The following is a 19,369-nucleotide window of genomic DNA, read 5'->3' as shown; positions in this document are numbered from 1 at the left end:
CGCGGCCGCCGTCCAAGCGCAGCGGCGGGCGGACGAGCGCGGCGACGAGATGCCGCGCGGGCAGCCCGAGCCGCAGCCGCGCCGTCTCCAGCGGCACGCCGCCTCCTCGGCGAGGCGCCCGTGCAGCGCCTCCCAGTGCGCCGGGTCGGCGAGCCAGCCGCCGTCCAGCGCGACCGCGCCGTCCGGCGGCGCGCAGCCCATCAGGTCCAGCTCGGACGCGCGGAGCACGCCGTGCCGGCGCAGCACCAGCGCGCCGTCCGGCCGGTCGGGCCAGGTCGCCAGCTCGCGGGCGCGGGCCGCGCCCGCGTCGCGCCGCACCAGGGTCGGCGGGCGGACGTCCAGGACGCTGACGCCGGCGATGGCGCGCCGATCGGGGTCGCGCAGCAGCCCGGTGTCGCCGATGTGCAGGGCCAGGCGCGCGTTCAGGGTGAGCCGGGCGGTGTCGGGGCCGAGCGGGCGCAGCCGGACGGGGACGGCGGCGGCGCCGATGTGCAGCGTCATCCGGCGCGCGAGCCGCCCGGACGCCTCGCCGAACCGGGTCCGCACGTCCACGCAGGTGGTGAGCGACCAGCGGTCGGGGGTGACGAGGGCCATGCCCGCGCCGACCCGGCCGGCGTCGCGCAGCGTGAGCACGACGCGGGAGACGCCGGTGGCGCTCTCGCGGGGCTCGCCGGTGCTGCCGATGGTCCGGACGCGGACGCGGCGGCCCGCGGGCATGAGGAGCAGCTCGTCGCCGACGGCGATCGTCCCGGCTGCGAGGGTGCCGGTGACGACGCTCTGCCGGCCGGCGGTGAAGGCGTGGTCGAGCCACAGCCGCACCGGCGCGGCGGGATCGGGCTCGGGCAGCCGGCCGGCGAGCCGGTCCAGCGCGGCGGCCAGCTCGTCCAGGCCGTCGCCGGTGACGGTGCTGACGGCGACGGCCTCGACGCCGCGCAGCGCGGTCCCGGCGAGCCGGTCGCGGGCCTGGCGGAGCGCGAGCTTGGGGTCGGCGACGTCGGAGCGGGTCACGGCGAGCACGCCGGCGCGGACGCCGAGCGCGGCGAGCGCGTCCAGGTGCTCCTGCGATTGCGGCATCCAGCCCTCGTCGGCGGCGACGGCGAACAGCACGGCGGGGACGGCGCCCGCGCCGGCGAGCATGGCCGGGACGGACCGCGCGTCGCCGGGGACGTCCACGAACGCCAGGCGGCGGCCGGAGGGCAGCTCGGTCCAGGCGCCGGGTTCCTCGGGCTCCATGCCGGTGAGGGCGCGCACCAGCGCGGACTTGCCGTGCCCGTGGTGGCCGGCGGTCGCGACGACCTGCATCAGCGCCCTTCCCGGGTCGCGGCGCGGGGGGCCGCGGGGAAGGGCGCGGGCGCGGCGTGCGCTGCGCACGCGCCGGCGGGGACTGCTTTGCGGGGGTTGTGCAGACGGAGGTCCACGGAAGGCAACCCTAAGGACGCCGGGCCCCGGAGCGAAACCCGATCGGGCCCACACCGCGCGATCATAAATCTCACTAACTTCGCGTAAACCTCAAGCGGCGATGAATCGTCATGCCGGGGGCGTGGCTACTCGGCGGTACGGGACTCGCAGGCCGCGAGGCGCTCGGAGTGGGCGAGGAAGTCGTCGACCATCCGGTGCACCAGCCCGGCGAGCCGGGCCCGCTCGTCGGGCGACCACGCCGCGAGGGCGTCGGCCATCCACTGGCGGCCCGCGGCGCGGATCCGCTCGAACGCCTCCAGGCCCTCGCCGGTGATCCGCACCCGCTGCGCGCGGCCGTCGTCGGGGTCGGGGACCCGCTCGACGTAGCCGGCCCGCTCGAGCCGCTGCACCTGGCGGGTGACGTGCGGCGCCTCCACCGCCAGCAGGACGGCCAGCTCCCCCGGCCGCAGCGGGCCGGGCGCGTCGGCGAGGGCGCGCAGCAGCGGCACGGCGGCCCGGTCGACCGGGACGCCGGCCACGGCGACCGTCCGGTCGTGCTGCTTGGCGCGGGTGAGCATGTGCGCGATGCGGCTGATCGCGCGCTCGATCTCCATGATGTCGCGCGGCGCCGCTGCGCCGGTCTGCGGGTGGGCGGCGGACCGCGGCGGGGTGGACATGTGATCCATTGTACGATGCATTTACTTAACTTAAGTAAGTAGGCTGTCCGAGCACGCCCCCGCTCCCACCGACCGGGACCGTCCCCCCAGGAGGCTTCATGACCGGCGCCCAGACGGCGGCCGCCGCCACGACCGGGCGGCGGGCCGCCGGCCCCCCGCGCACCGGCCTCACCCTCTTCGCGCTGGCGATCGCCGGCATGGTGGTGTCCGTCCAGCAGACCCTCGTGATCCCGCTGCTGCCCGAGCTGATGAGCCGCTTCCACGTCTCGGTGACCGCGGTGACCTGGGTGTTCACCGCCTCGCTGCTGGCCGGCGCCGTCGCCACGCCGCTGCTGTCGCGGTTCGGCGACATGTACGGCAAGAAGAAGATGATCCTGCTCGTGCTGGTGCTGCTGCTGATCGGCTCGGTGGTCTGCGCCGTGTCCGGCTCGCTCGGCGTGCTCATCGCCGGGCGGACCCTGCAGGGCGTGTCGTCCGCGATGATCCCGCTCGCCATCGGGATGATCCGGGACACCTTCCCGCGCGAGCGGATCACCACCGCCATCGGCATCGTCAGCGCCACGATGGGCGTCGGCGGCAGCGCCGGCATGATCGTGACCGGGCTGATCGCCGACCACACCACCAGCCACCACCCGGTGTTCTGGATCACCGCCGCGCTCGCCGCGGCCGGTCTCGTGCTGGTCGCGGTCACCGCGCACGACACCGGTGCGCGCGCGGGCGGGCGGCCCGACCTGGCCGGCGCGGCCGTGCTGGCCGGCTGGCTCGTCTGCCTGCTGCTGGCGATCAGCGAGGGCAACGACTGGGGCTGGACGTCCGGCGGGGTGATCGGCCTGTTCGCCGCCGCCGCGGTGCTGTGCGGGCTGTGGGTCGCGATCGAGCAGCGGGTGCGCGAGCCGCTGGTGCGGCTGAACCTGCTCGTCGGCCCGAAGTCGCTGTCGGCGAACCTGTCCTCGACGCTGCTCGGCTTCGCGATGTTCGCCGCGTTCACGCTGATCTCCGGCTTCGTCCAGTCGCCGTCCGACAAGGTGGGCTACGGGCTGGGCGGCTCGGTGCTGGACGTCGGCCTCTACATGCTGCCCAGCACCGTCACGATGCTCGTCGCGTCCGCGATGTCCGGCACCATCGCCCGGCGCATCGGCCCGGCCTACACGCTCGCGCTCGGCTCGGTCTTCGCCGGGCTCAGCTACACCTGGCTGGCCGTGTCGAACTCGCACGGCTACGACATGCTGGCGTTCAGCGCGATCCAGGGCGTCGGGTTCGGCGTCGCCTACGCGGCGCTCGGCACCCTCGCCGTCCAGCACGTCCCGATGGACCAGAGCGGCATCGCCAGCGGCATCAACTCGCTCGTCCGCACCACCGGCGGCAGCGTGGCGGGCGCCGTCACCGCCTCGATCCTCGCCGGGAAGGTGATCGCCGGGACCGAGGTGCCGACGCTCGGCGCCTACGAGCTGTGCTTCTGGATCGTCGCGGCCGGCGCCGTCCTCGCGGCCGCCGTCGCCGTGGTGCACGGCGTCCGGCACCCGCACGAGCGCCCCGCCTGACCGGGGCCGGCGCGGCGGCGGTGACCCTCCGCGACCGGGAGGTGGCGGCGCGGGGCCTTGACGAAAGGCACCCGCGCCGTGCCCTATAGGGGTGCGCCCCGAAACGCGGATCGGGGCCGGCCGACCGCAACCGGGAGGACGAAAATGGGCGCCTACGCGGCCGCGTACGAACGCAGCATCGCCGACCCGACCCGGTTCTGGGGCCTGGCGGCGCGGGACGTGCGCTGGCTCGTCCCGCCGGACCGCGTGCTGGACGACGGCGCCCCGCCGTTCTACCGCTGGTTCACCGGCGGCGAGCTGAACACCTGCGACAACGCGCTGGACCGGCATGTCGACGAGGGGCGCGGCGACCAGCCGGCGCTCATCTACGACAGCCCCGTCACCGGCACGGTCCGCGGCTACACCTACCGCGAGCTGACCGACCTCGTCGCGCGGTTCGCCGGTGCGCTGCGCGCGCAGGGCGTCGAGCGCGGCGACCGGGTCGTCATCTACCTGCCGATGATCCCCGAGGCCGTGATCGCGATGCTGGCGTGCGCGCGGCTCGGCGCGGTGCACTCGGTGGTGTTCGGCGGGTTCGCGGCGCGGGAGCTGGCCGTCCGCATCGACGACGCGCGCCCGAAGGCGGTCGTGTCGGCGTCCTGCGGGATCGAGGCCGGCCGGGTCGTCCCCTACAAGCCGCTGCTCGACCAGGCGCTCGAGCTGGCGAAGCACAAGGTGGAGCGGTGCGTGATCCGGCAGCGCGAGCAGCTGCACGCCGACCTCGTCCGGCCGCGGGACGTGGAGTGGGACGAGGCGGTCGAGGCCGCCCGCCCGGTCGAGTGCGTGCCGGTCGCCGCCACCGACCCGCTGTACATCCTCTACACCTCCGGCACGACCGGCCGGCCGAAGGGCGTCGTCCGCGACAACGGCGGGCACGCGGTCGCGCTGCGCTGGTCGATGGAGAACGTGTTCGGCGTGGGCCCTGGCGACGTGTTCTGGGCCGCGTCCGACGTCGGCTGGGTCGTCGGGCACTCCTACATCGTGTACGCGCCGCTGCTCACCGGCTGCACGACCGTCCTCTACGAGGGCAAGCCGGTCGGGACGCCGGACGCGGGCGCGTTCTGGCGCGTCGCGGCGCAGCACCGCGTCAAGGTGCTGTTCACGGCGCCGACCGCGATCCGGGCCGTCAAGAAGGAGGACCCGGAGGGCGCGCTGCTCGCCGGGCATGACCTGTCGGCGCTCGACACGCTGTTCCTCGCCGGGGAGCGCCTCGACCCCGACACCTACCACTGGGCGTCGCGGGTGCTGGACCGGCCCGTCATCGACCACTGGTGGCAGACCGAGACGGGCTGGCCGATCGTGGCGAACCTGCGCGGGCTGGAGCCGATGCCCGTCAAGCCCGGGTCGCCGTCGGTGCCGGTGCCCGGGTACGACGTGAAGGTCCTCGGCCCGGACGGCGCGCCCGTCCCGCCCGGCACCGACGGCGACATCGCGATCCGGCTGCCGCTGCCGCCCGGCACGCTGCCGACGCTGTGGCAGGACGACGAGCGGTTCGTGGAGTCGTACCTGACCCGCCATCCGGGCCACTACCTGACCGGCGACGGCGGCCACGTCGACGAGGACGGCTACGTCTGGGTGATGGGCCGCACCGACGACGTGATCAACGTGGCCGGGCACCGGCTGTCGACCGGGACGATGGAGGAGGTCATCGCCGCGCACCCGGCCGTCGCCGAGTGCGCGGTCATCGGCGTCGAGGACCAGCTGAAGGGCCAGGTCCCGCGCGGCTTCGTCGTGCTGAAGAGCGGTGCCGACGCCGACCCGGGCGAGCTCGCCGCCGAGCTGGTGCGGATGGTGCGCGAGCAGGTCGGCCCGGTCGCGGCGCTGAAGCGGGTCGAGGTCGTCGCGGCGCTGCCGAAGACGCGGTCCGGCAAGATCCTGCGCGGCGTGATGCGGGGCATCGCCGACGGCAAGGACGTGACGGTGCCGTCCACGATCGAGGACACGGCGGTGCTGGACGAGCTCCGCCCCGTCCTGCGCCCGCCGGCGCCCTGACGCCCGCCGGCCCGGCGCGGAGGCGTGCGATCTAGCGGTGGCTCTTCGGCGGCCACAGCGCGGCGACCACGCACACTCCCAGCGCGGCGACGCCGACCTGGAAGATCGTCTCCCAGAAGTTCCAGCCGGACGCGCGGAACCCGACCATCGCCGACAGTCCCGTCCCGGCGAAGGCGGCGACGACGCCGACGGCCACGGTCGCCCACCAGGGCATGCTCTGCCGGCCCGGCACGATCAGCCGGCCCAGCGCCCCGACCACGGCGCCCAGGACGACGGCGGAGACGATCCCCCCGATGGTCACACCCCCGCCCCTACCCGGCCCCCGCCCCTCTATCGCGTCGGCGCGCGGCGGGTCAGCGGACGATGAGGTGGTGGCGGCCGAGCGGGGCGAGTTCGCCGATCACCGGGGCGCCGGGGATCTCGCCGGCCACCAGCAGCCCGCCGGAGGTCTGGGCGTCGGCGAGCAGCAGCCGCTCCTCCTCGGCGATCCGCCGGAACTCGGTGTGCGGGGACACCCAGGCGAGGTTGCGGCGGGTGCCGCCCGGCACGAAGCCGTCGCGGACGGCGGCGCGCGCCCCGTCCAGGTACGGGACGGCGGCGGCGTCCACGACGGCGGTGACGCCGCTCGCGCGGGCCAGCTTGTACAGGTGCCCGAGCAGCCCGAAGCCGGACACGTCGGTGGCGCAGCCGGCGCCGCGCTCCAGCGCGGCCACCGCGGCCGCCGCGTTCAGCGCCGTCATCGTCTCGACGGCCTCGGGGAACACCTCGCCGGTCGCCTTGTGTCGGGCGTTGAGGACGCCGAGGCCGAGCGGCTTGGACAGCGACAGCGGGACGCCCGCCCGGCCGGCGTCCAGCCGCAGCAGCCGGTCGGGGTCGGCGACGCCGGTCACCGCGAGGCCGTACTTGGGCTCGGGGTCGTCGATGCTGTGCCCGCCGGCGATCGGGCAGCCGGCGAGGTCCGCCACGTCCCGGCCGCCGCGCAGCACCTCGCGGGCCAGCTCGGCGGGCAGCGCGTCGCGGGGCCAGCCGAGCAGGTTCAGCGCCATGAGCGGCTCGCCGCCGACGGCGTACACGTCCGACAGGGCGTTGGCGGCGGCGATCCGCCCCCAGTCGTAGGCGTCGTCGACGACGGGGGTGAAGAAGTCGGCGGTGGAGACCACAGCGCGGCCGCCCGCGACGCGCAGCACGGCCGCGTCGTCGCCGTCCCCGCCGCCGATCACCAGGGCGTCGCCGCCGCCGGCGAGGCCGGCCACGATGTGCTCCAGCTCGCCGGGCGGGATCTTGCACGCGCAGCCGCCGCCGTGGGCGTACTGGGTGAGGCGGGCTGCTCGGGCGAGACGGTTCACCAGGAGATTTAACGCACAACTACCACAAATGATCAACAAACGGACGGTACGGGTCCGGTCACCCAGGGATCGCCTCGCCCCCGACCAGCGGAAAATGCCCGAAGGGCTTGTCCGAACGACGTTCGGCATGATGCGATCCTGTTCTGCAAGTCATCACTTACTCAAGGGGCGCCACATGGGGATCGAGGAGCAGCGGGACGAGCTGGACCGGGCCGTCGAGGGGCAGACGGTCTGCACCTGCCTCGCCGCCACCGCCGCGGAGCACGGGGACGAGCCGGCCTACTCCGACCGGATCGACGGCCGATGGCGGACCCTGACCTGGGCCGAGACGCGGACCCGGGCCCTGGAGACCGCCGCCGGGTTCGCCGCCCTCGGCCTCGAGCCGGGCGACGTGGTCGCGCTGATGATGCCCAACCGGTCCGAGCACGTGCTCGCCGACCTCGGCGCCGTGCACGCCGGCGGCGTGCCGACGACCGTCTACGCGACCCTCGCGCCCGACCAGGTCGCCTACGTGGCCGGCCACTGCGAGGCCAGGTACGCGGTGCTGGACGGCGCCGACCAGCTCGCCCGCTGGCAGCCCGTCCTCGACCGGCTCCCGCACCTCCGCAAGATCATCGTGGTGGACGCCGCCGCCTGCCCGGACGACGACGACCGCTACCTGAGCTGGGACACCTTCACCGCGCTCGGCCGCGGCGAGCTGGCCGCCGACCCCGCCGCGATCGACCGCCGCTGGCAGGCCGTGACGCCCGCGGACACCGTCACCCTGCTCTACACCTCCGGCACCACCGGCGACCCCAAGGGCGTCCTGATCACCCACTCGATGGTGCTGCACGAGGCCGCGATGGTGCAGCGCAGCTCGGTGCTGCCCGACCACCCGTCCGGCGTCTCCTACCTGCCGTTCGCGCACATCGCCGACCGCGTCCTCAGCTACTACCTGCCCGTCCGGCTCGCCGCGCACGTCCACTTCTGCCTGGACCCCGCGCAGCTCACCACCGTGCTGGCCGAAGTGCGCCCGCACTCGTTCTTCGGCGTCCCGCGCGTCTGGGAGAAGATCATGGCGGGCATCCAGGCGGTGCTGTCGGCCGAGCAGGACCCGGCGAAGAAGGCCGCCGTCGCCGCCGCCCTGGACGCGGGCCGCGCCTACGTGTCCGGGCAGGAGTTCGGCAACACCCTCACCCCCGAGGTCGCCGCCGCGTTCGAGAAGGCCGACGCCGCCGTCCTCACCCCGATGCGGGCGCTGCTCGGCCTGGACCGCGTCCGGCAGGCGTCCAGCGCCGCGGCGCCGCTGCCGGTCGAGGTCGCCCGGTTCTTCGCCGGCCTCGGCCTGAAGATCTTCGACGCCTACGGGATGACCGAGACCACCGGCGCGATCACCGCCAACCTCGCCGACTCCTTCAAGCTCGGCACCGTCGGCCGCCCCTTCGACGGCGTCGAGCTGACCCTCGCCGAGGACGGGGAGATCCTGGTGCGCGGCGCGACCTGCACCCCCGGCTACCTGAACCGGCCCGAGGCCACCGCCGACCTCATCGACGCCGACGGCTGGGTGCACACCGGCGACGTCGGCCGCCTCGACGAGGACGGCTTCCTCACCGTCGTCGACCGCAAGAAGGAGCTGATCATCACCGCCGGCGGCGAGAACATCGCCCCGTCGATGATCGAGAACCACCTCAAGGAGCACCCGCTGGTCGGCCAGGCGCTCGCGTTCGGCGACCGCCGCCCCTACGTCGTCGCGCTCATCACGCTGGACGGCGAGGTCGCGCCGGTCTGGGCCGCGGCGCACGGGATCGAGACCACCGACCTCGCCGCGCTGGCCGAGCACCCGCTCGTCCTGGAGGAGGTCGCGAAGGCCGTCGAGGACGCCAACGCCCGCCTCGCCCGCGTCCAGCAGGTCAAGAAGTGGCGGCTGCTGCCCGCCGAGTGGACGGCCGAGAGCGAGGAGCTGACCCCGACCCTGAAGCTGCGGCGGCGGGTCGTGCACGGCAAGTACGCCGAGGCCCTCGACGCCCTCTACGCCGGGTGATCGACTAGTATCGCGGCGGAGGCGCGCGAGCGCCTGGTGGCCTCCGCGGTCTTCAAAACCGTTGGTCCCGAGGATCTCGGGACGGCGGGTTCGATTCCCGTGCGCCTCCGCGAGGACGCCCCGGGCCGCCGGCCGGGCCGATGCGCCGGCGGCCCGCCGGGCGTCACGCCCGACGTCACGTCCGGCCTCACTTCCGGTCCAGGTAGCCCCAGGCTCCGGCCACGTCGCGGAGCTCGCGCGGCACGTCGGCCGCGCCGGGCAGCGGCCGGGCCGGGCGGACCGTCCCCGACCTGAGCTTCTCGCTCCAGTCGCCGAAGTACGGGCGGTAGGGCCCGTGGTCCTGCCGGCCGTAGTCGAGCATCGTGCGCTCCCACTCCACGTCGAGGAAGGAGCAGACCTCCTGGGTCACCCGGTCCGGTTCGGCCGTCAGCTCCTCGTACCGGACGGTGAGCCCGGGAAGCTCGTGCCGCGCCGCCTCGATGCCCTCGGCGTAGCGGAGGACCTCCGGGACGACCTCCTCACGCACGGAGTTCGCCCGCCGCGCCAGCACCGACTCGACGATCGCGGCGGGATGGCGGAGCAGGAAGATGTAGCGCGCCCGCGGCCACGCCGCGGCCAGGCGCCGCCACACCAGGGCGTTGGACGGCGTCTTGTCCACGATCTGCGACTTGCCGCTGCGCTCCAGCTCGAACCGGAGCACGTTGTCCCAGAGCATGTACTCCAGCTCGCGGACGTCCAGGCCCAGCTCGGCCATGACGTCGAGGGTGAAGTCGCGGCCGGGCTTCACCCGCAGGTGGCGCAGGTGCAGCTCGTGCGGCGCCCGGATCTCCGAGTGGCTGTTCAGCAGCACCCGCAGCAGGGTCGATCCGGAACGCTGCGGGCAGAGGAGGAAGACGGGCGACTCCACGAGGCGCGGCACCTTCGACGGGGCGATGTCGCGGGGATTGCCGGCGGGCGGACCGGCGGCGGGCGAACGGGCCGCGGACTGCGCGCGCACGGGCGGGCGCAATGCCGCCGCCAGCAGATTCCCCCTTCGCCTGAGTCCGGCCTTGACCTGGTTCTTCTTGTTCGGATTCGTGCTCATGAGGCGGTGGCGGAGAACATTTCTGTGCGGGAACGATCACGGTGTCGCAGGCGAATGTAGACCGTTCTTTTCGCGAAATGCGCCCCTCGCCCGGGATCCTTAGATAACTCTCAGCCCGCTCTCATCTGGGCGCCCGGAGCGCGCGGCGGCCGTGACGGTCCGTGCCCGCGGCGCGGCGTCCGGCGACGTAACGTGGGGGTATGAGGCGGCGGAAGCTCGCGTACGGGATCATGATGGGGACGTGCCTCACCTTCATCGTCCTCGCCTGGACGGTCGTCCGGCTGTACTCCACGCCCGCCGCGATCGGGATGTCGGTGTTCGCGATGATCATCCCGCCGTTCGCGGCGGTGGTGGCCAACTGGAACATCGACCGCACCGACCGGCGCGACTGAGGCCGGGCGCGGCCCGCGGCCCCGTCCGGCGGGAGCGGGCGTGAGCCGGCCGGACATCCCGCAGATCCTCGACCTGGCGGGCATCTTCGTGTTCGCGGTGTCCGGGGCGCTCGCGGCGGTCCGCAAGCGGCTCGACGTCGTCGGCATGGTGGTGCTGGCGGAGATCACCGCGCTCGGCGGCGGCATCCTGCGGGACCTGATCATCGGCGCGGTGCCGCCCGCCGCGTTCACCAGCCTCGGCTACGTGCTGGTGCCGCTGGCCGCGTCGGCGCTGGTGTTCTTCTGGCATCCGCAGGTCGCCCGGCTGCTGCCGGCGGTGCTGCTGTTCGACGCGGCGGGCCTCGGGCTGTTCTGCGCGACCGGGACGGTGAAGGCGCTCGACCACGGCCTGTCGCCGCTGCACTCGGTGCTGCTCGGCGTGGTCACCGCGGTCGGCGGCGGGGTCCTGCGCGACATGCTGAGCGGGCAGATCCCCGCGGTCCTGTACGACCGGCAGCTGTACGCGCTGCCGGCGATGCTCGGCGCCGCCGTCACCGCCGGGGCCTCGTCCGCGGGGCTGCACGGCGGCGCGGTGACCGCCGGCGCCGCGGTGCTGGCGTTCGGCCTGCGGGTGCTGGCGATGCGCCACGGCTGGCGGACACCCCGCCCCCGCGGGGTGCCCGACTAGCCGCGCCCGGGAGGGCTAGGAGGCGGCCCTCATCGTGAAGTGGACCTCGCTGCCCTTGACCGAGGTGACGGTGACGGTCAGCCGGTGGCTGCCGCCCTTCCCGTCGCGGACGGTGCAGTCGAGGGTGGCGCCGACCTTGCCCTTGAGGTCGTCCGGGCAGGACGCCTTCGCCGGGCCGAGCCCGGCCGACTGGTACATCGGGCCGAACCGGGCGTCGATCTGCTTCTCCACCGTGCCCGAGCTGACGGTCTTGCCCACCTCGCAGCCCGCGGCGGCGAGCGCGAGGCCGCCGGCCAGGACGGGCACGATCAGGATCTTGCGCATGGTGCTGCTCCCCGTGATGCGCGGCGCCCCGGTCCCCGTGGGGCGCCGTCCGCAGGTATGCTCCGCCGCCCCGCGACCCGGCCGCCAGGGCACGCCGTCCCGTCCGACAAAGGACTCAGAAGGGGACAGATCGTCGCGAACTTTTTCGTTTCGCACGGGCAACCGGGGTACCGTTCGGGGCATGGGCCGGATCACCGTGCGCAAGCCCGTCCTGCGGCTGGGCGCCGGCGGGACGGCGGGACGCCGGCCCGACACCCTCGCCGTGGAGGAGCCTCTCGAGATCCGGGTGGCGGGCAAGCCGCTGACGATCACGATGCGCACCCCCGGCCACGACTTCGACCTCGTCGCCGGGTTCCTGGCGGCCGAGGGCGTCATCCGCGGCGCGGACGACCTCACCGCGATGCGCTACTGCGCCGACACCCAGGAGCAGAACACCCTGGACGTGGCGCTCGCCCCCGGGGTGGCGCCGCCCGACGACGCGATGACGCGCGCGTTCACCACCACGAGCGCGTGCGGGGTGTGCGGGAAGTCGAGCATCGAGGCGCTGCGGACCGACCGCCCGTACGAGGTGTCCGCCGACCCCGTCCGGCTCACCCCGCAGGTGCTGGCCGCGCTGCCGGACCGGCTGCGCGCCGCGCAGCGGGTCTTCGACCGGACGGGCGGGCTGCACGCGGCCGGCCTGTTCGACGCCGAGGGCGGGCTGCTGGCGGTGCGCGAGGACGTCGGGCGGCACAACGCCGTCGACAAGGTCGTGGGCTGGGCCCTGCGCCAGGGCCTGCTACCGCTGGCCGGTACGATCCTCATGGTCAGCGGGCGCGCGTCGTTCGAGCTGACCCAGAAGGCGATGACCGCGGGGATCCCGGTGCTCGCGGCGGTGTCGGCGCCGTCGTCGCTGGCGGTGGACCTGGCCGAGGACGCCGGGATGACGCTGGTCGGCTTCCTGCGCGGGGACACCATGAACGTCTACGCGGGCGCCGGGCGGATCCTCGTCTGACCCGGCGCGGCGGCCGCGCCGTTTGTCATCTCGGGCCGAAAACCAATCGGTAACTTGTTGGCCCGACCTCAAGACACCGGGCCGGTCGCAGGAGTTGACTGCTCCCCCAACGCAATGACGCGCGCGTGCACCCACGCCGCGTCCCGCCCCGGGCGCGCGAAGCGGAGGATCACGGAATGACGAGGCCCCTCACCGGCGGCGGAGCGGCGTCCGGCATCGACGAGCGCCACCCCCCGATCAAGCCTCGGCGGGTGTCCTTCGACTGGTCGGCCACTCCCCTGCACTGGGTCCCCGGCGACCCGCTCGCCACCCACATCATCAACTCCTTCCACATCGTCCTGCCGGAGGGCGAGAAGTGGTTCATCCAGTGCGTCAAGGACGCCCGCCCGCACATCAGGGACGAGCGGCTGCTGGAGGAGATCAAGGGGTTCATCGGCCAGGAGATGGTGCACGCCCGCTCGCACCAGGGCGTCCTCGACCAGATCCTGGAGACGAACGGGATCGACGTCTCCAAGATCACCGACGCGGCGGCCAAGGGCAACGCGGACCGGCCCGCGCAGATGGCGGCGCTGAAGGAGAGGAACCCGCGGGCCTGGCGGCGCCGGCTGCGGTTCGAGCTGGCGGCGGTCGCCTCGATCGAGCACTACACCGCCGTGCTCGGCCAGTGGATCATGGACAACGACCGGCTGGAGAAGGCCGGGGTCGACCCGACGATGCTGGACCTGCTGCGCTGGCACGGCGCCGAGGAGGTCGAGCACCGGTCGGTGGTCTTCGACGTCTACAAGGCGATGGGCGGGCGCTACCCGACCCGGGTCGCGGCCTGGGTGGTGTCGCTGTTCTTCCTCTACTGGGCGCTGATCGGCGGCTCGCTCTACCTGATGAAGCAGGACCCGACGGTGACGAAGCGGGTCACGCCGCTGCGGGTCGTGCGCGCCTACCGCCGGTCGGTGCGGCGGGGGCACGTGCCCGGCATCTTCAAGCTGCTGCTGGGCGAGGCGCCCGTCTACCTCAAGCCCAACCACCACCCGTCCAAGGTCTGCTCGACGCCGCGCGCGCTGGAGTACCTGAAGCAGTCCCCCGCCGCGCAGGCCGCGGGCTACGACCCGTACTAGGCCGGGTCCGACGACCCGGTCCGCTCGTCCGGACATCGCGACCGGAGGCTCCCCGGAGACCTCCCCCTGAGGGCCCGTACCGCCGCGCCGTACGGGCCCTCGCGCGTGCCGGGTGGCGAGCGTCACGCGCGCCCCCCTTGACCGAGGTTCAAATCGCGCGGTTAATTAACACCGTGTCCAATAATGTGACGCTCGCCCGCACCCACGATGAGGCGGAGCTCGAGCGATTCCGCGACGTCCAGCGCCTGTGCTACCGGTGCGCCGACGAGGTCGCCGCCACCCTCGAACCGGGCGTGACCGAGCGCGAGGCGTGCCGCCGGATGCGCCGCTGGCTGCGCGGGCACGGCGTCGACGACTGGCTGCACACCCCCTTCGCCTGGTTCGGCGACCGGTCGGCCTTCCGGGGCTTCAAGATCCCCACCCAGTTCCTCCCCAGCGCGGCGCGGCTCGAGGAGGGCATGCCCTACATCCTCGACATGGCGCCCGTCCGCGACGGCTACTCCGCCGACATCGGCTACGGCGGCGTCCTCGGCGAGAACCGGATCTGGGAGCGGCTCGACGCCGACCTCGCCGGATACCGCGACCTCATCCTCCGGCTCGTCCGCGAGCGCCGCACGTTCGCCGACATCTACGCCGAGGTCGACGCGCTGATCGAGCGGCAGGGCTACCAGAACCGGCACGCCAAGTACCCCGGACGGGTCATCGGCCACCAGGTCGGGATCATCGGCGGCATCCTTCCCAAGCGCGTCGGATTCCCGTTCGGTGTACGGTTCCTCCAGACGATCGGCCGCGAACTGGTCAAGGAGCGCCTCGAGGGCCGCTCCCCGCTCTGGAACGGGGCCGCGCAGTCCCAGCACCCCCCGACGCCCGGGCTGTGGGCGGTGGAACCGCACATCGGCTTCCGCGGCGTCGGCGTGAAGTTCGAGGAGATCCTCGTGGTCACCGAGGACGACGCGTACTGGCTCGACGACGACCTGCCCCACGTGCACCGGTGGGCACGACGGGAGGCGCAATGACGCAGACCATCACCCCGGGCGCCGCCCCCGCGGCACCGGTGCGGCGCCGCCGGGTCCGCGGCGACGGCGTCGACCTGGCCGTCTACGAGCAGGGCGACCCGTCCCGGCCGACCGTCCTGCTCATGCACGGCTACCCCGACACCCACGCGGTGTGGGACGAGGTCGCCGCGCGGCTCGCCGCCCGCTACCACGTCGTCCGGTACGACGTGCGCGGCGCGGGCGCCTCGACGCGGCCGTTCGGGCGCAAGCGCTACACCTTCGACTACCTGATGTCGGACATGCGGGCGGTGCTGGACGCCACCGCCCCCGAGCGCAAGGTCCATCTCGTCGGCCACGACTGGGGCTCGATCCAGTCGTGGGAGGCCGCCTGCACCATGCCGGAGCGGTTCGCCTCCTTCACCTCCATCTCCGGGCCCTGCCTCGACCACGTCGCGCACTGGACGCGCCGCAACCTCGCCCGCCCGACCCCGGCGAACCTGAAGCGCGCCGCCGGGCAGGGCGTCCGGTCCTGGTACATCTACTTCTTCCAGACGCCCGTCCTGCCCGAGCTGATGTGGCTCGCCGGGCTGTCCCGGCCGTTCAGCCGGGCGCTGGAGCTCGGCGAGGGCGTCCCGCCCCGCGACGGCCACCCGGCGCGGACGATGCCGCGCGACGGCGCGTCCGGCGTCGGCCTGTACCGGGCGAACATGGTGCAGCGGCTGCGCCGCCCCCGCGACCGCCGCACCGACGTGCCGACGCAGGTCATCGTCCCGACGAAGGACCTGTTCGTGTCGCCGCACCTCGTCGGCGGGCTCGGCACGCGGGTGCCGAACCTGTCGCTGCGCCCGATCGCGGCCGGCCACTGGGTGCCGCGCAGCCATCCCGACGTGGTCGCCCGCTGGATCACCGAGCACATCACCGGCGTCCAGGGCGGGCCGCTCACCGCCTCGGAGTCCCGGGCGCTGCGCCGCGCCCGGGTCGACCGGGACCGCCGCGCGTTCGACGGCTCGCTGGTCGTCGTCACCGGCGCCGGCAGCGGCATCGGCCGCGCCACCGCGCTCGCGTTCGCCGAGCAGGGCGCGGAGGTCGTCGCCGCCGACCTCGACCTCGCCACCGCGCAGCGCACCGCGGAGCTCGCCGGGCTCGTCGGCCCGGCCGGGCACCCGTACGGGGTGGACGTGTCGGACGCCGCCGCGATGGAGGACTTCGCCAAGTCCGTGCTGCACGACCACGGCGTCCCCGACGTCGTGGTGAACAACGCCGGGATCGGCATGGCCGGGTCGTTCCTCGACCACACCGTGGACGACTGGGACGCGGTCCTCGGCGTGAACCTGTGGGGCGTCGTGCACGGGTCGCGGCTGTTCGCCGCGCAGATGGTGGAGCGGGGGCAGGGCGGCCACATCGTCAACACCTCCTCGGCCGCCGCGTTCACCCCGTCCCGGACGCTGCCCGCCTACGCCACCAGCAAGGCGGCCGTGCTGATGCTGTCGGAGTGCCTGCGCGCCGAGCTGAAGGGCAAGGGCATCGGCGTCACCGCGATCTGCCCCGGCATCGTCAACACCAACATCACCCGCACGTCCCGGTTCGTGGGGCGCGGCGCGGAGGAGCAGGCGCGCAGCCAGGAGAAGGCGGCGCGGGCGTACGCACTGCGCGGCTTCGGGCCGGAGGGCGTCGCGAAGCAGATCGTGAACGCGGTCCGCGACGACCGGGCGGTCGTGCCGGTCACCCCGGAGGCCCGGCTGAGCTACCTGACGTCCCGGCTGTCGCCGCGCGCGATGCGGCTGCTGGCCCGCTTCAACGCCGGCTAGGGCGCCCGCACCGGGGTAGGACGCCCGCACACGCCCTAGGGTGATCACCGGGAGGCGGTGCGGGATGGCGGACGCCGTGGTCGTCGGCGCGGGACCCAACGGGCTCGTGGCGGCCAACATGCTGGCCGACGCGGGCTGGGACGTCCTGGTCCTGGAGGCGCAGCCGGAGCCGGGCGGCGCGGTGCGCAGCGACCGGGGCGTCCACCCCGATTACGTCAGCGACCTGTGCAGCGCGTTCTACCCGCTGGGCGTGGCGTCGCCGGTGATCAGGGCGCTGGACCTGGAGCGGTACGGGCTGCGCTGGAAGCACGCTCCGGCGGTGCTGGCCCACCCGCTGCCGGACGGGCGCAGCGCGCTGCTGGAACGCGACCCGGGCGCGACCGCCGCGAGCCTCGACGCGCTCGGCGCGGGCGACGGCGACGCGTGGCTGCGGTTGTCGGGGCTGTGGGAGGAGATGGGGGACGCGGTGCTGCGCGCCCTGTTCACCCCGTTCCCGCCGGTCCGGGCCGCGCTGCCGCTGGCGTTGTCGGCACGGCGGGCGGGCGGGCTGCGCGTCCTGCGCTCGCTGCTGGCGCCCGTCCGGACCCTCGGCGAGCAGGAGTTCGCCGGGCCCGGCGGGCCGCTGCTCCTCGCCGGGTCGGCGCTGCACACCGACATGTTCCCGGAGAGCACGGGCGGATCCATCTTCGGCTGGCTGCTCGCCATGATCGGCCAGCGGCACGGGTGGCCGGTGCCGGAGGGCGGCGCGGGCGAGCTGACCGCCGCGCTGGTGCGCCGCCTTGAGGCGCGCGGCGGGCGGGTCCGCTGCGACGCGCCCGTCGCGTCGGTGATCGTGCGGGACGGGCGCGCGCTCGGCGTGCGCACCGCGTCCGGCGAGCCGGTGCGGGCCGCGAAGGCGGTGCTGGCGGACGTCTCGGCGCCCGCGCTCTACGGCGGCCTGGTCGCCTGGTCCGACCTGCCCGGCTCGCTGCGCGCGGACATGCGCCGCTTCACCTGGGACCACGCCACCTTCAAGGTCGACTGGGCGCTGACGGGGCCGATCCCGTGGACGTCGCCGGACGCGGCGCGCGCCGGGACCGTCCACCTGTCCCCCGGCATGGACGCCATGACCGACTACAGCGGCCAGATCGCGACCGGCCGCGTCCCGTCCGAGCCGTTCGCGCTGCTCGGCCAGATGACGACCGCCGACCCGGCCCGCTCCCCCGCCGGCACCGAGTCGGTGTGGGCGTACACGCACGTCCCGCACAAGGTGAAGGGCGATGCCGGCCCCGACGGCATCACCGGCGCGTGGGACGAGCGCGAGCGGGACGCCATGGCGCGCCGCGTCGAGGACGTGATCGAGCGTTTCGCCCCCGGCTTCCGCGACCGCGTCGCCGCACGCCGGGTCATCGCCCCGCCCGCGTTCGCCGAGCACGACGCCAACCTGGTGAACGGCGCGCTGAACGGCGGCACCGCGATGGTCCACCAGCAGCTGGTGTTCCGTCCCGTCCCCGGGCTCGGCCGCGCCGAGACGCCCGTCGCCGGGCTCTACCTCGCGTCGGCGTCCGCGCATCCGGGCGGCGGCGTGCACGGCGGCTGCGGCGCGAACGCCGCCCGCGCCGCCCTCGCCCACGCGTCCCCCGCAGGCCGCGTCCTCACCCCGGCCCTCCGCTCCCTGACCACCCTCCTGGCCCCCTGAACCGCGTTGAGCCGTAGCAGTGCAGCGGTTAGCTTCTCTGTGGGGGGCGACCCCCCACACCCCCCGGCAAAGGCTGTCTGACCGCCGCCTTCCGCTCCGCTGGAGCTCCGCTCCAGGCGGCGGTCAGACGTGCTCGGTCAGGTTGAGGCCCGTCTCGGGCTCGAAGAGGTGGATCGAGGCCGGGTCGTACTCCAGCTCGAGCATGCGGCCCTCGCTCGCCTGCGACCTCGGGTCCAGGCGCGCGACGATCTGCGCGTGCCGGTGCCCCGGGGAATGGCCCTGGAACGCGTCCGCGAGGTGCTCGGAGTCGACCACCGTGCCCGGCTCCAGGTCGATGTAGGCGAACTTCTCCGCGCCGAGCGACTCCAGGATCTCGACCCGCCCGCCGAAGCGGAGCTCGCCCGCGTCGTGCTCGCGGCGGCGGTCGAGGCTCGCGTCCGCGAACGCCTCCGGCCGCACGCCCATGACCACCCGGTCCGGCGAGTGGTGCGCCTCCAGCGCCCGCCGCATCCGGTCCGACAGCGGGATCTCGCCGAGCACCGAGTGCAGCGCGCCGCCGGAGATGTCGGCGGGCAGGAAGTTCATCGACGGCGAGCCGATGAACCCGGCCACGAACAGGTTGTGCGGATGGTCGTACAGCTCCTCGGGCGTCCCGACCTGCTGGACGATCCCGCGCCGCATCAGCACGATCCGGTCCCCGAGCGTCATCGCCTCGGTCTGGTCGTGGGTGACGTACACGGTGGTGGTGCCGAGCTGGTTCTGCAGCCGCGAGATCATCGTGCGCATCTGCACCCGCAGCTTGGCGTCCAGGTTGGACAGCGGCTCGTCCATCAGGAACGCCTTGGGGTTGCGGACGATCGCGCGGCCCATCGCCACCCGCTGCCGCTGCCCGCCCGACAGGTGCGCGGGCCGCCGGTCCAGGAACGGCTCGATCGCGAGGATCCGCGCCGCCTCCTCGATCTTGGCGTTGGCCTCCGCCTTGTCCATCCGGGCGAGCTTCAGCGGGAAGCCGATGTTCTCCCGGACCGTCATGTGCGGGTACAGCGCGTAGGACTGGAACACCATCGCGATGTCGCGGTCGCGGGGCGCCCGGTCGTTGACCCGCCGGCCGTCGATCAGCAGCTCGCCCTCGCTGATGTCCTCCAGCCCGGCGATCATGTTCAGGGTGGTGGACTTCCCGCAGCCGGACGGGCCGACCAGGATGATGAACTCCCGGTCGGCGATCGACAGGTCCAGGTCCTGCACCGCGGTGGTGCCGTCGGGGTAGCGCTTGGTGACCCCGGACAGAACGATCTCAGCCAT

General features: G+C 74.1%; 17 protein-coding genes and 1 tRNA gene. 11 read left to right on the top strand and 7 right to left on the bottom strand.

Features of this window, described 5'->3' with window-relative positions:
• The coding region (locus F9B16_RS10535) for a GTP-binding protein (RefSeq protein WP_151539819.1) at positions 1–1,302 on the bottom strand (1,302 nt) is incomplete at its 3' end.
• A 242-nt stretch (positions 1,303–1,544) separates the two neighbouring features.
• Complete coding sequence (locus F9B16_RS10530; RefSeq protein WP_151539818.1) at positions 1,545–2,075, bottom strand: MarR family winged helix-turn-helix transcriptional regulator; 531 nt, start codon at positions 2,073–2,075, stop codon at positions 1,545–1,547.
• A 98-nt stretch (positions 2,076–2,173) separates the two neighbouring features.
• On the opposite strand from F9B16_RS10530, the gene F9B16_RS10525 reads away from it, so the two are divergent.
• Both F9B16_RS10525 and F9B16_RS10520 read left to right on the top strand, forming a co-directional pair.
• Positions 2,174–3,616 carry an MFS transporter gene (locus tag F9B16_RS10525; RefSeq protein ID WP_151539817.1) on the top strand — a complete coding sequence of 481 codons (1,443 nt, stop codon included), beginning with the start codon at positions 2,174–2,176 and terminating at the stop codon, positions 3,614–3,616.
• 144 nt (positions 3,617–3,760) lie between these two features.
• Positions 3,761–5,647, top strand: coding sequence for a propionyl-CoA synthetase (locus F9B16_RS10520; protein ID WP_151539816.1), 1,887 nt, complete (start codon positions 3,761–3,763; stop codon positions 5,645–5,647).
• A gap of 31 nt (positions 5,648–5,678) precedes the next feature.
• Here the strand turns inward: F9B16_RS10520 and F9B16_RS10515 are convergent, their stop codons facing one another.
• Both F9B16_RS10515 and selD read right to left on the bottom strand, forming a co-directional pair.
• Entirely contained in the window at positions 5,679–5,948 is a 270-nt protein-coding gene (locus tag F9B16_RS10515) for a GlsB/YeaQ/YmgE family stress response membrane protein (RefSeq protein WP_151539815.1), read from the bottom strand.
• A gap of 52 nt (positions 5,949–6,000) precedes the next feature.
• A complete protein-coding gene (selD, locus tag F9B16_RS10510) occupies positions 6,001–6,993 on the bottom strand; it encodes a selenide, water dikinase SelD (protein WP_225991526.1) in 993 nt (330 codons plus the stop codon).
• Between the two features lie 175 nt (positions 6,994–7,168).
• Between selD and F9B16_RS10505 the strand changes: the two genes are divergently transcribed.
• Positions 7,169–9,013: an AMP-dependent synthetase/ligase gene (locus F9B16_RS10505; protein WP_151539813.1), complete on the top strand. Its 1,845-nt coding sequence runs from the start codon at positions 7,169–7,171 to the stop codon at positions 9,011–9,013.
• Positions 9,014–9,030: 17 nt separating this feature from the next.
• A tRNA-Sec gene (locus tag F9B16_RS10500) sits at positions 9,031–9,123 on the top strand.
• Between the two features lie 77 nt (positions 9,124–9,200).
• Here the strand turns inward: F9B16_RS10500 and F9B16_RS10495 are convergent.
• A complete protein-coding gene (locus F9B16_RS10495) occupies positions 9,201–10,097 on the bottom strand; it encodes a sulfotransferase family protein (RefSeq protein WP_151539812.1) in 897 nt (298 codons plus the stop codon).
• A gap of 200 nt (positions 10,098–10,297) precedes the next feature.
• On the opposite strand from F9B16_RS10495, the gene F9B16_RS10490 reads away from it, so the two are divergent.
• Both F9B16_RS10490 and F9B16_RS10485 read left to right on the top strand, forming a co-directional pair.
• A complete protein-coding gene (locus tag F9B16_RS10490) occupies positions 10,298–10,489 on the top strand; it encodes a DUF3099 domain-containing protein (RefSeq protein WP_151539811.1) in 192 nt (63 codons plus the stop codon).
• A gap of 40 nt (positions 10,490–10,529) precedes the next feature.
• On the top strand, positions 10,530–11,156 hold the full coding sequence (locus F9B16_RS10485; protein ID WP_225991525.1) for a trimeric intracellular cation channel family protein: 627 nt from the start codon (positions 10,530–10,532) through the stop codon (positions 11,154–11,156).
• Between the two features lie 15 nt (positions 11,157–11,171).
• Here F9B16_RS10485 and F9B16_RS50775 read toward each other — a convergent pair whose 3' ends face one another.
• Positions 11,172–11,480 (bottom strand): DUF4333 domain-containing protein, encoded by a 309-nt coding sequence (locus F9B16_RS50775; protein ID WP_192808707.1) that lies wholly within the window; start codon positions 11,478–11,480, stop codon positions 11,172–11,174.
• 181 nt (positions 11,481–11,661) lie between these two features.
• On the opposite strand from F9B16_RS50775, the gene fdhD reads away from it, so the two are divergent.
• The 5 genes from fdhD to F9B16_RS10455 all read left to right on the top strand — a co-directional run bounded on the left by fdhD (position 11,662) and on the right by F9B16_RS10455 (position 18,067).
• Entirely contained in the window at positions 11,662–12,474 is an 813-nt protein-coding gene (gene fdhD, locus F9B16_RS10475; RefSeq protein ID WP_151539809.1) for a formate dehydrogenase accessory sulfurtransferase FdhD, read from the top strand.
• A 176-nt stretch (positions 12,475–12,650) separates the two neighbouring features.
• Positions 12,651–13,586, top strand: a complete 936-nt coding sequence (locus tag F9B16_RS10470; protein ID WP_151539808.1) for a metal-dependent hydrolase — start codon at positions 12,651–12,653, stop codon at positions 13,584–13,586.
• Between the two features lie 173 nt (positions 13,587–13,759).
• Positions 13,760–14,602: a M24 family metallopeptidase gene (locus F9B16_RS10465; RefSeq protein WP_225991524.1), complete on the top strand. Its 843-nt coding sequence runs from the start codon at positions 13,760–13,762 to the stop codon at positions 14,600–14,602.
• A complete protein-coding gene (locus F9B16_RS10460) occupies positions 14,599–16,389 on the top strand; it encodes an SDR family oxidoreductase (protein WP_151539807.1) in 1,791 nt (596 codons plus the stop codon). The genes F9B16_RS10465 and F9B16_RS10460 overlap by 4 nt, the downstream gene beginning before the upstream one ends.
• Before the next feature lie 64 nt (positions 16,390–16,453).
• Positions 16,454–18,067: a phytoene desaturase family protein gene (locus F9B16_RS10455; protein ID WP_151539806.1), complete on the top strand. Its 1,614-nt coding sequence runs from the start codon at positions 16,454–16,456 to the stop codon at positions 18,065–18,067.
• 123 nt (positions 18,068–18,190) lie between these two features.
• Here the strand turns inward: F9B16_RS10455 and F9B16_RS10450 are convergent, their stop codons facing one another.
• Entirely contained in the window at positions 18,191–19,369 is a 1,179-nt protein-coding gene (locus tag F9B16_RS10450) for an ABC transporter ATP-binding protein (RefSeq protein ID WP_151539805.1), read from the bottom strand.

It is taken from the genome of Actinomadura montaniterrae, assembly GCF_008923365.1.
Taxonomy (GTDB): Bacteria; Actinomycetota; Actinomycetes; order Streptosporangiales; family Streptosporangiaceae; genus Spirillospora; species Spirillospora montaniterrae.
Note: the sequence above shows the minus strand (reverse complement) of the source record. Positions and strands in the feature narration are given on the sequence as shown.